Annotated in this window: 12 protein-coding genes; 8 read left to right on the top strand and 4 right to left on the bottom strand. The window is 55.4% G+C overall.

Features of this window, described 5'->3' with window-relative positions; genetic code table 11:
* Positions 1-197: 197 nt before the first annotated feature.
* From HD598_RS00740 to HD598_RS00730, 3 genes are all read right to left on the bottom strand, one after another.
* Positions 198-1,583, bottom strand: coding sequence for an MFS transporter (locus HD598_RS00740; RefSeq protein WP_183663021.1), 1,386 nt, complete (start codon positions 1,581-1,583; stop codon positions 198-200).
* A gap of 107 nt (positions 1,584-1,690) precedes the next feature.
* Entirely contained in the window at positions 1,691-2,767 is a 1,077-nt protein-coding gene (locus tag HD598_RS00735; protein WP_260170588.1) for an acyltransferase family protein, read from the bottom strand.
* 35 nt (positions 2,768-2,802) lie between these two features.
* The gene (locus HD598_RS00730) at positions 2,803-4,233 is read right to left on the bottom strand and encodes an NAD(P)H-quinone dehydrogenase (RefSeq protein ID WP_183663015.1); all 1,431 of its coding nucleotides are present in this window, start codon (positions 4,231-4,233) and stop codon (positions 2,803-2,805) included.
* 88 nt (positions 4,234-4,321) lie between these two features.
* Here HD598_RS00730 and HD598_RS00725 point away from each other — a divergent pair, with 88 nt between their 5' ends.
* The 8 genes from HD598_RS00725 (at position 4,322) to HD598_RS00690 (ending at position 10,608) form a co-directional block, all read left to right on the top strand.
* Positions 4,322-5,158: a purine-nucleoside phosphorylase gene (locus tag HD598_RS00725; protein ID WP_183663012.1), complete on the top strand. Its 837-nt coding sequence runs from the start codon at positions 4,322-4,324 to the stop codon at positions 5,156-5,158.
* A 36-nt stretch (positions 5,159-5,194) separates the two neighbouring features.
* Complete coding sequence (locus tag HD598_RS00720) at positions 5,195-6,928, top strand: phospho-sugar mutase (protein ID WP_183663009.1); 1,734 nt, start codon at positions 5,195-5,197, stop codon at positions 6,926-6,928.
* Between the two features lie 33 nt (positions 6,929-6,961).
* Positions 6,962-7,663: a deoxyribose-phosphate aldolase gene (gene deoC / locus HD598_RS00715; RefSeq protein ID WP_183663006.1), complete on the top strand. Its 702-nt coding sequence runs from the start codon at positions 6,962-6,964 to the stop codon at positions 7,661-7,663.
* A gap of 41 nt (positions 7,664-7,704) precedes the next feature.
* On the top strand, positions 7,705-8,013 hold the full coding sequence (locus HD598_RS00710; RefSeq protein WP_183663003.1) for a hypothetical protein: 309 nt from the start codon (positions 7,705-7,707) through the stop codon (positions 8,011-8,013).
* A gap of 81 nt (positions 8,014-8,094) precedes the next feature.
* The gene (locus HD598_RS00705) at positions 8,095-8,454 is read left to right on the top strand and encodes a YtxH domain-containing protein (RefSeq protein ID WP_183663000.1); all 360 of its coding nucleotides are present in this window, start codon (positions 8,095-8,097) and stop codon (positions 8,452-8,454) included.
* A 115-nt stretch (positions 8,455-8,569) separates the two neighbouring features.
* Positions 8,570-9,454: a glucose-1-phosphate thymidylyltransferase RfbA gene (gene rfbA, locus HD598_RS00700; RefSeq protein ID WP_183662997.1), complete on the top strand. Its 885-nt coding sequence runs from the start codon at positions 8,570-8,572 to the stop codon at positions 9,452-9,454.
* Positions 9,447-10,319, top strand: coding sequence for a nucleotidyltransferase family protein (locus tag HD598_RS00695; RefSeq protein WP_183662995.1), 873 nt, complete (start codon positions 9,447-9,449; stop codon positions 10,317-10,319). The genes rfbA and HD598_RS00695 overlap by 8 nt, the downstream gene beginning before the upstream one ends.
* A 1-nt stretch (position 10,320) precedes the next feature.
* Complete coding sequence (locus tag HD598_RS00690; protein ID WP_183662993.1) at positions 10,321-10,608, top strand: PqqD family protein; 288 nt, start codon at positions 10,321-10,323, stop codon at positions 10,606-10,608.
* A 3-nt stretch (positions 10,609-10,611) separates the two neighbouring features.
* Here HD598_RS00690 and HD598_RS13675 read toward each other — a convergent pair whose 3' ends face one another.
* On the bottom strand, positions 10,612-11,748 hold the full coding sequence (locus HD598_RS13675; protein ID WP_311538902.1) for a glycosyltransferase: 1,137 nt from the start codon (positions 11,746-11,748) through the stop codon (positions 10,612-10,614).
* Positions 11,749-11,760: the final 12 nt, after the last annotated feature.

The raw sequence follows: 11,760 nt of genomic DNA, 5'->3' as shown, positions 1-11,760 counted from the left end.
CGGGAAAATATGGATTAGAAGAATCCCCATGCACAATCTAATGCTGCAACAGTCACAGTTTCATATTCGCGTTGAAAGCGAAAACTGGAGCGTCAGGACACCGTCATCCCTTGACTGGACAAGACGCCAAATAGCCCAAAATAGCGGCGGCTCCGACATACTTCGGAGCCGCCGCTATTTGAAAAATCACTCAGTGTTTAAGCCAAGTTATCCTCAAACTCTTTGTCGCGCGTCTCGCGCGTCATGAGCAAAGCAATAAGCGTCGCGACACCCGCCGCGGCGAGGTAGACGCCCACCCATACCGTGTTTCCTCCGCCAGCTTGCCACAGCGCAATAGCCACGAATGAAGCCGGTGCGGCGCCAATAACCGAGGAAAGGTTGTAGGCGATCGCAGAACCCGTGTATCGGACGTTCGTCGGGAACAATTCCGGCAAGATCGCTGCCATGGGGCCAAAGGTGGATCCCATGAGAGACATACCGATGATCAGACCCACCATCGCTGGAGTCTTGCCTGGGCCGAACATCGTGGTCCAAGACAAACCAAAGACGATGATAAGAGCGGTAACAACTAGCAGGAACTTTCGGCGACCAAACTTCTCAGACAACGGTCCGGAGATCAACGTAAAGATTGCGAAGAAGACCACGCCGATGATCAGCATCGTCAGGAACTCTGGACGCGAGATACCTAGTCCAGGAACGAATCCTTCGGGGTTGAAGGCCTTTCCAGCCTTTGCGGCTGCCGCGGCAGCCTGCTCCGTCGTCGCCGGAGCAGTTCCGTAGGTCAGCGTGAAGGACGTCATCAGATAGAAGAGAACGTAGGTTGCGAACATAATGAAGGTTCCCGCGACCACAGCACGCCAATGGAAGCGGAAGGTGTCCTTGACTGGGGACTTAGAGACCTTGTCCTGGGCCAACACCTTCTGGAAGGAAGCGGACTCCACCAGACGAAGACGGACCCAGAGTCCGATAGCGACCATGACAATGGAGAACCAGAACGGCACGCGCCAGCCCCACGCCAAGAACTCCTCTGCCGTCAGGTTGTTCTGCAAGAGCACGAAGATCGTGTTAGCAATGATGAAGCCCAACGGGGCACCAAGCTGAGGGAACGTTCCGTAGATAGCGCGCTTGTTGGCTGGAGCATTCTCGGTAGCCACCAAAGCCGCTCCGGACCACTCGCCACCCAGCGCCAGGCCCTGTGCGAAGCGGAGAATCACAAGGAACAGCGGAGCCAAAATGACCCAGGATCCTTGAGCTGCAGGCAAGAAGCCGATGAGGAACGTTGCAAGGCCCATAGTCAATAGGGAAGCTACTAGGGTTCCTTTACGGCCCAGCTTGTCACCGTAGTGCCCGAAGAGAATGGAGCCGAGCGGACGAGCAATGAAGGCCACGCCGAAGATCGCGAATGCGCTCAGAATGGCATTGATGTTCGTTGCGTTCGGGAAGAAGAGCGTTGGGAAGACCAACACCGATGCCGTTGCATAGGCATAAAAATCATAAAACTCAATTGTGGTGCCGATCAGTGAAGCAAAAAGTACGCGACCTCGCGTATTCGTCTTCGCCGGCACAGCGTCCGTGACTGCCACTGTAGATACCTTTCTCACGCGCGAATATGCGCAAGCAGGAATACTACGCCCGAACACTCAGCCAGCGGCAGTCATCATTAGGGTTGTTCACTATTTGAGACACTGTCTCAAATAGACGAAGTCCGTCTATTGCGGTTCCTTAGCTTGTCCGGCAGGTCTTTGAATCTCAACGCAGGCCGTTCTACCAGAACCCAGGATAGCCACGCCATAGCTAACGTAATAAGCAGCGTCAACAGAATATTGGAGACCAGTCCTAAATTGGCTGAGCCTCCCAGAACCAGTAGTTGCTGAACCGGGAAGGCATAAATGTAAACCCCATAGGAAAGATCATTCTTAGTTGTGAGGTTCTTCCACGACAGCGACCCCGCTGCGAGCAATAAATACCCTAGGGGAATATGACCATAAAAACTGTTCCATCCAATCTGAAAGAGTGCAAGGTACATCAGCATCGCTGCAAGTATCCACGAGAAGCGGATGGGCAATACCTTGCGAAGCGCATAGAACGCCGCCCCTGCCAAAAAGTACGAACCCAGTCGAACGACAGCCAGGTAAGAATTCGTAGAAACCTCGAGTGGGCCTCGAAAGAGCGCCCAAACAACTACGGACAACACGAACATTAGCGGAAGGCCCCATGACGACTTTCGGCGAATCCAACCAACAGAAAGAACTATGCCTATCGCAAGGTAAGCGCGAAACTCATACCACAACGTCCAGAGCGAGCCGTTCCATGCATTTGGATACGGTACCGACTCCAGTGTCCCCTCGATCCCCCACTGTCTTATGTTCAAAAACCAGTTGCTGACAACGTAATTAACGGATGACTCCACATTCAAAGCCGTATTTCCCATCCAGGAGGCAAGTGGAGAGAAAACGAACCCAATTAGAAGCAGAACCATCCAGTAACCTGGCATTATTCGAATAATTCGCTTCCAAATGAAGGAAACGAATCCCGAATTCATTCGGCTCGCAACAATAAGATACCCAGAGATGATGAAGAAACCTTCAACTGCTATCACACCGAGGAATTCCAAACCGGGAGTAACCAAGGAACCGGTAAGGGGCCATGCATGCGCCACGATCACCGACGCGGCAAGAACTAGCCTGACCAAGTTCAATATGTTATTTCGATCAGAAAGCGCTTCGCCTAAGCTTTTCCGCAAATGAGGTTGCTTTGATGTGGACATAAAAGCCAAGGCGGGCTCCTCAAAGGATCGAAACACTAGAGGTGCACGTGCAGCCTCCGCGCAGCCTCGGATACAGATCCGGACAGCGATGGGTAAACGGTGAAGGTTTCGGCGAGGTCATCCACGTGCAGTCGCTTGTGAACGGCGAGGCTAATCGGGAAGATCAGCTCGGAGGCACGCGGGGCAACAACTACGCCACCAATGACGGTACCGGAACCCTTGCGGGAAAAGATCTTGACGAAGCCTTCTGTTACGTTCATCATCTTGGCGCGCGCGTTCGTCGCTAGATCCAGTCGCAGGACATCGGCCTGGTAAAGCCCCTCGGTCACTTGCTTTTCCGTGACGCCTACGGTCGCGATTTCAGGCGAGGTGAAGATGTTGGAAGAAACCTCGTTGAGCTTGAGAGGGCGCACGCCGTCGCCCAGCCAGTGCGCCATAGCGATGCGCCCCTGCATAGCTGCAACAGAAGCCAGTGCGAAGACACCGGTGCAGTCGCCGGACGCGTAAACATTGGTGGCGGTCGTTCGGGAAACGCCGTCTACCTGAATGTATCCACCGTCATTGATCTGGACGCCGGCCGCTTCAAGTCCCAGGCCTTCGGTGTTTGGGATACCGCCCACGGCGAGCAAGCAGTGGCTCGCTTCCAAGGTGCGCCCGTCTCCGAGCCTCACCAGCACGCCATTCTCGGTGCGCTCTACGGCCTCAGCGCGGGACTTGCTCACAACGTTGACTCCATTGCGGCGGAAGACTTCCTCCAGCACCGCGGCAGCGTCTGGGTCCTCCCCCGGCAAGACGCGGTCGCGCGAAGAAACCAGTGTGACCTTGGTCCCCAAAAGGTTGTACGCGGAAGCGAACTCGGCACCGGTAACACCGGAACCAACAACTACGAGGTGCTCGGGCACCTCTGTCATGTTGTAGACCTGAGTCCAGTTGAAGATTCGTTCGCCGTCCGGCTTGGCGGTGGGCAATTCTCGTGGATGAGCACCCACGGCCAACAAGATGGCGTCTGCGGCGAGGGTCTTGGTCGCACCATCGGCAAGAGTGACCTGAACTTCGGAAGAGCTAAGAAGCTTTCCGTGACCGTCATAGATCGTGACGCCATTGCGCTCGAGTGACGCCCGAATGTCTGCAGACTGAGACGCAGCCAAATCCAGCAAACGCGTATTTACAACGTCAAGATCCGCCCACGCCACGGCGTCATTTGTGCCGGTTTCAACGTTGCCAATCTGAACACCAAGGTCTTTAGCCCCATTCACGCGGCGCATTGCGTCTGCGGTGGCAATGAGCGTCTTGGAGGGAACCACGTCGGTGAGTACCGCTGCGCCGCCCATGCCGCGCGCTTCCACGAGGCTTACTTGAGCGCCGAGGTGAGCCGCTACGAGGGCTGCTTCATACCCGCCAGGGCCGCCACCAATGACGACGAGATGCTTTTTGCTGATGTCCAGTTGGTTCGTCACGCTCCCCATTGTTCACTAAAGATTCCCCATCTCGCTATTTGAACGCGGGCTGGCATGAAAACAAGCTCGGAGATTCTCGCGAGGCACGCTGGGCGGAATGCGCAAAGTCCGTTCTGCCTGTAGGTTTTTGTATGTGAATCAGGAACCTTTTGACCTTGCTCGAGACGCCGCCGTTTCGATCGCCAACATCACCGGCGTCAGCTCGCATGACATCTCGCTCACCCTCGGCTCCGGCTGGGGCGGTGCCGCCGATCTAATTGGCGAAACCACCCACGAGTTCGCCGCCGCCGAAATTCCGGGCTTCTTCGCCCCAGCTGTGCACGGCCACGGCGGAACCATTCGGTCCATCCTCACGGAGTCTGGCAAGCGAGTCCTGGTCATCGGCGCACGTACCCACTTCTACGAAGGTAAAGGCGTTCGCGCGGTAGCCCACGGCGTCCGCGTTGCAGCTGCAGCAGGATGCAAAGTAGCGGTACTCACCAATGGGTGCGGAGGCCTCAACCCTGTGTGGAACCCCGGCACCCCGGTGCTGATCAAGGATCACATTAACCTCACTGCCTCCTCGCCGCTAGAAGGCGCAACTTTCGTTGACCTGACCGATCTTTATTCCGCACGTATTCGCGATATCGCCAAGACCGTAGATCCATCTCTTGACGAGGGCATTTACGCCCAGTTCACGGGGCCTCACTATGAGACTCCTGCTGAGGTTCAATACGCAAAGGTGATCGGTGCGGACCTTGTGGGCATGTCCACCGCGCTGGAAGCCATTGCCGCTCGCCACGCTGGCATGGAGGTTTTCGGTGTGTCGCTCGTGACAAATCTTGCCGCCGGCATCAGCGACCAGCCGCTGAGCCACGAAGAAGTGCTTGAGGCTGGACAGGCTGCAGGCCCCCGCATTTCGAAGCTGCTTGCGCAGATCGTCGGACAGCTCTAAACCCGCTCGAACGCACAACAGGAAAGACGCCAGGAAATGAATTCCGGAAACTCCCGCGATGCGCTCCTTGAGCGAGCGCGGCACTGGGCTGCTGAAGATCCAGACCCGCAGACCCAGGATGAACTCACTACCCTCATCGAGAGCCTGAAGGACCCCGAGTCTTCCCTCGAGGAACTCGAAGACCGTTTCGGCGGGACGCTCGAATTCGGAACGGCCGGGCTTCGCGCCGCACTCGGCGCTGGTCCCATGCGGATGAACCGGGTCGTCGTCAGGCGCACCGCGGCAGGACTCGCTGAATTCCTCGCGACCAAAGCTGCCGGCGCGTATGTACCCCGCGTCGTCGTAGGCTACGACGCTCGCCACAATTCCTACGAATTCGCACTTGAATCTGCTTCGGTCTTCACCGCCCGCGGGTTCGAAGTGCTCCTGATGCCCTCCGCATTACCGACCCCCGTGCTGGCCTTCAGCGTCCGACACTTCGACGCTGACTGCGGCGTCATGGTAACCGCGTCCCACAATCCCGCACAGGACAACGGGTACAAGGTCTACCTCGGCGGCCGCGTTGTTGCGGATAGCGGCCAGGGCGCCCAAATCGTGACCCCGCTGGATCAGAAAATTGCCGCTGCGATTGACTATTCGGTACCGCTTTCCGAAATCCCGTTGGCCCAGTCCGGATGGACTGTGCGTCCGGACGCGGGAGAGGACGACGACGTCGCCGCGGCTTACGAAACCGCCGTTGCGGACGCTGTTGCTGAGCTCGTGACGGATGAGGCGACGGACAAGTCCTTGCCAATAGTTCTCACTCCCCTGCACGGAGTGGGTGGGCGCACCATGGAGAATGTGCTGCGCGCTGCGGGCTTTACAAACATTCACGTGGTTGCAGAACAGGCACAACCGGATCCCGACTTCCCCACCGTTTCTTTCCCCAACCCGGAAGAAGCCGGAGCCATCGACATGGCACTGGCACTCGCAGAGTCGGTGGACGCGGCCCTGGTCATCGCGAATGATCCGGACGCAGACCGTTGTGCCATTGCTATTAACGGCGTCCCAGGATGGCGAATGCTTCGTGGCGACGAACTAGGTTCAATTTTCGGCGAATACATTGCCCAAACAGCTGGCACAAAGTCCCAAGCGGTCTTTGCCAACTCGATTGTGTCCTCACGTCGCTTAGCCGCGATTGCTGCCGCGCACGAAATTGCCCACGAAGAAACCCTCACGGGATTCAAATGGATCTCTCGCGTACCCGATCTCACCTTCGGATATGAGGAAGCCTTGGGGTACTGCGTTGCACCGGACGTAGTCCGGGACAAGGATGGTATTTCCGCCGGTCTTCTGATCGCCGAAATCGCTGCGCAGCGTCACGCACTAGGGCAGAACCTCCAGCAGGATCTCGATGACCTTGATCTGAAGTATGGCTTGTGCTCCACAGATCAGTTGTCAGTTCGAGTAAGCTCCCTCGATTTGCTGGGCGCCATGATGGGGCGCTTGCGTAGCAACCCTCCCGAGTCCCTCGGAGGATCACCCGTAGAGTCGGTTATTGATTTATCGGCTGAAGGTGGCGCGCTACCATCCACCGACGGAATGAAGTATTCGACCGCAGACGGCACACGCGTCATCGTGCGGCCATCTGGAACTGAACCCAAGCTCAAGTGCTACCTCGAAGTTCACCTTGAAGCCGATGGTTCTGGAACCTTGGACGAGCAACGTCATACGGCGCTGGAGCGTCTCTCCGCCGTTCGCGAGGACGTCAGCGAATCACTCGGCCTTTAGCCCTCTTCCCCCATTCAAGTACAGGATTAGAACATGACAACTTCTCAAGCATCACAACTCTCAGCTTCTGAGCTTGCGCAAATGATCGACCACACTTTGCTCAAGCAAAACGCTTCTCGCGAAGATATCTTGATGGTCTGCGACGAAGCCCGCGAATACAAATTCAAGTCCGTGTGCGTGAATCCGCTCTGGGTGTCTACTGTTCGCGAAGCACTTGCAGGAACCGGGGTACTCACTTGCTCGGTCATCGGGTTCCCTTTCGGCGCGACTCCGACGGCCGTCAAGGTTTTTGAGACGAAGCAGGCTATCGCCGATGGCGCCAATGAAATTGACATGGTCATCGATATCGCCGCAGCCCTTCGCGGGGATCGCGAAGCACTTGTTGCCGATATTTCTGCCATCGCAAACGCAGCTCACGAAGGCGACGCCATCCTCAAGGTGATCTTTGAGACCGCCATGCTGACGGAAGAAGCCAAGGTCCTCGCGTGTGAAGCCTCGGTCGAAGCAGGCGCGGACTTCGTGAAGACCAGCACTGGTTTTGGTGGCGGTGGCGCAACTGTCGAAGACGTTGCGCTGATGCGCAAAACGGTTGGGCCGGACATGGGAGTGAAAGCTTCGGGTGGTGTTCGTTCGCTCGAAGATGCCCTCGCCATGATCGAAGCCGGCGCAACAAGGCTCGGTGCTAGTTCCGGAATTGCTATTGTTAGAGGAGAATTGGGCGAAAGCTCGTACTAGCCGTCTCTCGGCTTCATTTCGTCGTACCTTCAGGAGGAACAGTGTATTCACAGGGCAAAAACAAGGCCTACTCGGGCCAGGGCAACTTCGCGGGCAATTTCCTGACCCTGATTGTTTGCTTGGTGATCTTCGCAGCGGCTATCTTCATGACCTCATTCTGGAACCTGGCCACAGCTTGGTGGCCAACTTTCTTGGTTCTCGGATTGTCCGTGATTGCGTTTGCAGTCCCCCAGCACATTCTGGGCCGCTCCGATGCGCACCCCGACAAGACCGCGAACGAGAACGCCGCGCTTGCTTCCGTAGACGCCGAGTACCGCGATGCTATCGCTTCGGAGCAGGTCAAGCACTAATTAGCTCCACAGGCTAGCTCAACGTAGTATTTACACTGTAAGTTACGCAGTACACCACTGATTCGTACAACTGGAGGAAGCATGCGACTCTTTACGTTCATTGCAGGTGCAGTAGCTGGATACGTCTTTGGCACGCGGCAGGGCCGCGAGTCCTACGAGAGCATGAAGTCTAAGGCTAAGCAGATGTGGGAGGACCCGCAGACGCAGCAGAAGATTCACGAGCTCGGCGAGAAGGTCAAGGACAAGGCACCGGAAGTTAGCGCGGCCGTATCCTCGGCAGCTTCTAAGGTCACTGAGCAGGTCAAGAACAAGGTTGGCTCGCAGAGCTCGGAATCCAAGGACATTCCTGTCGAGGATGACGTCATCTCTGATCCAGCCAAGGATGACCAGATTGGTTCGGATTGGGCGTCTGAAGGCGGAACTCCTCGTCCAGTGCAGTAAGTACGTGAGTTTCTCTATGACTTTCTAAGTCATTAAAAGGACTGGCGGTCGTAACCATTAGGTGACGACCGCCAGTCCTTTTCGCGTTTAATTACACTCGAATTAGGATGAAGTCATGAAGGGCATTATTCTCGCTGGCGGTTCCGGCACTCGGTTGCATCCAATTACTCAGGGCATTTCGAAGCAGTTAGTCCCTGTGTATGACAAGCCCATGATCTACTACCCGCTCTCCACCTTGTTGTTGGCCGGGATTCGCGAGATTCTCATCATCACTACCCCTCACGACGCCGAGCAATTTCAGCGGCTTCTAGGTGACGGATCTCAGTTTGGCGTTTCCCTTTCCTATGTCCAGCAGCCCTCCCCCGACGGTCTGGCGCAAGCGTTCATCTTGGGTGCAGAATTCATCGGCGAGGACAAGGTAGCACTCGTCTTGGGCGACAACGTGTTCTACGGCCCAGGAATGGGTACCCAGCTCAAGCAAAACGTCCACATCGACGGCGCCGCGATCTTTGGCTATTGGGTCAAGAACCCGAAGGCGTACGGCGTTGTGGAGTTTGATGAGGCCGGCAAGGCTATCTCTCTCGAAGAGAAACCTGCCGAGCCGAAGAGCAACTACGCCGTTCCGGGACTCTATTTCTACGACAATGACGTCGTTGAGATTGCCAAATCCCTCAAGCCATCTCCCCGCGGAGAACTGGAAATTACCGACGTAAACCGTGCTTATCTAGAGCGCGGCAAACTGAACGTCACTGTGTTCCCGCGTGGCACAGCATGGCTGGACACTGGAACCATCGATGATCTCAACGACGCATCCAACTTCATCCGCACTATCGAGCACCGCCAAGGATTGAAGATTGGCGCACCCGAAGAGGTGGCTTGGCGCCAAGGATTCCTCGGTAACGAAGAACTCAAGGAACGAGCTCAAGCTCTAATTAAGAGCGGCTATGGCACCTACTTGTTGGAACTGCTCGAGAGCGAGAACAGCATTCACCTTGGCTGAGAGACAAAAAGACATCGTCCCGCTCCCCCTCGAAGTTCGAGTGCGGATGACTCACGCCCTCATCGCTGTCATCTGCCGCGAAAACGGAATCGACGTTTTGCACATCAAGGGCTACTCGGCTCCTGATGGTTTCTACCGCCCGAATAGAACCAGTTCAGATGCGGACATTCTCGTGCGTCCTACCCAGGCAAAATTGTTGGTCTCATTACTCACTGCAAATGGGTGGAAAACCGTCACGACTTTTGAGTCAGGTTCCATCTTTCAGCACGCGACGGCGCTGTGGCACACAGTCTGGGGATACGTTGATGTCCATCGTTCTTTCCCCGGGATAAACCTTGACCCAGAGCTAGCCTTCACTGATTTATGGAACCGCCGCTCCCTAAAGTTCATAAGTAACCAGAGCTGTAATGTGCCGGATCAAATCGATCACGCCCTCCTCATTGCCATTCATGCGGCTCGTGACCCGTCCCGAGGCACTTCGGATGTCGAGTATCTCAAGCGAAGGCTTGGCGATAATTGGCCACAGGTTGCCGAACGGGCAGTCCAGATGAGCGCTCAAACGCCCTTTGCTGTAGCCTCGCAAGACGAAATCCCAACGAGCATCGAATCCTCGAACGATTTTCGATTGTGGCAAGCATTATCAAAAGGCGAAGATCGACTTGCTCTACTTGAGGGGCGTATCTCCGCCGCCAACGGTCTGTTTCCCAAAGCGAAAATTCTCGCAAGCGCACTTGTCGCGAATCGGGACCATTTGAGAATGCGCCTCGAGAGACAGCCTCGCTGGACGGATTATGTGGTCGAGTTCAAGACTCGAGTGGTCGAGTCCTTTCACGCTTGGAACAAACATCGCAAGAATAGGTACTGAGATGAGCTACCTCAACTACAAGATTTCTGACGCTACTTGCTTTGATTGGTTTGTTAACGAGAATCACGAAGAAGCCGTGGTTTGCTCACAGCCTGGCAATTCGGAGGCCGTCCTCATCCAAACTAGCGCGAGCATTTGGGGAACACTTTCAGATTCATACCAAGCTCTGGACAGTATCGTTGCAGCTGTTGCGAGCAACTATGAGTTGTCAGCCACCGAAGTATTCAATGAGGTGAAGTCAACCCTCGAAACACTAGCGAGCCACGGCCTACTTGACGTGAGCCACTAGCTTCTAAGTGGCCGCTGCAAAGCCCGTAAATTTCTCTATTTGTTCCTTGATCTCACGGTGAAAACGGGCTTCTGAGAACTTGTCTGCATGATTCTGGATCAACTCCGCGTTCCATTCCATATCCCGCGCTCTTTGCACTGTTTTCGCAATTAGATCAGCCCGCGCGCTTTCGAAGAATAGCCCGGTTTTACCCTCAATTACCGTATCCAAGTATCCTCCCCCACGAAGAGCAAGGGTAGGAAGGCCCCAGGCCGCCGCTTCAAGTGGAGTGATACCGAAATCTTCATAGCTGGCCGCTATCAGGGCACCCGCTCCCGCATACGCGGCCCGTAGCTGGCCGTCCGACAAGCCGCTCACGATTCGAATTCTCTCACCTTCTAGCCTTTGCAACTCCGCCTTTTCCGGACCATCGCCCACCACAAGGAGTGGCAAATCTAGCTGCCTCGCCGCTAGCATCACTTGATCCACGTTTTTGTATTTCATCAGCCGTGCAACGACTAGTAAATATGGCTCGGTTGAGAGTTCGTCCAGTTCCGGGAATGATTCTCGGTCTCCAGAAATATCGAGGCTGTGAGGCGGGAAGACTATAGGCGCTTCCACTCCATAAACTCTACGAATTCTGTCTTGAACAACCGTCGAGTTCGCAATGTAGTTTTTTGCGCGGCGGGCGGCTTTCTGGTCCCATCGCTTAAGTGCAGGCGTCAGTAGACCAAGAGCTATTTGCTTTACCGATAGACCTCCCTTATTACCAAGGTAGTCATCGGTCAAGTACAACCAGCGCGCTGGAGTGTGGCAGTAAACAACTTGTGTGCCGCTTGTTTTGAATCCGTGAGCCCAGCCTGAGGAGGACGTAAGGACGATGTCGGCATCAATTTTCATGCCTGAGGCAACCGGTGCCAGGAATGGAAGTGCAGTTCTGTGGTCTTTGCGAAAATGCGACACTCGGTTCAACGGAGAGACAACAATTTCTGCACCACGAAAGTCTGGAAAAGTATCTTCGGGACTGTACAAGGTTGTATAGATCCGTGCTTCTGGGAACGCCCTATACATCGATAAGACTACCCTTTCAGCCCCTCCCCGTTGAGTGAGATAATCGTGTGCAATCGCAATTTTGAGTCTCTTATCCGACGTTGAATCCACTAAATATCTCCT

Source organism: Neomicrococcus aestuarii, assembly GCF_014201135.1.
GTDB classification, from domain to species: Bacteria; Actinomycetota; Actinomycetes; order Actinomycetales; family Micrococcaceae; genus Neomicrococcus; species Neomicrococcus aestuarii.
Note: the sequence above shows the minus strand (reverse complement) of the source record. Positions and strands in the feature narration are given on the sequence as shown.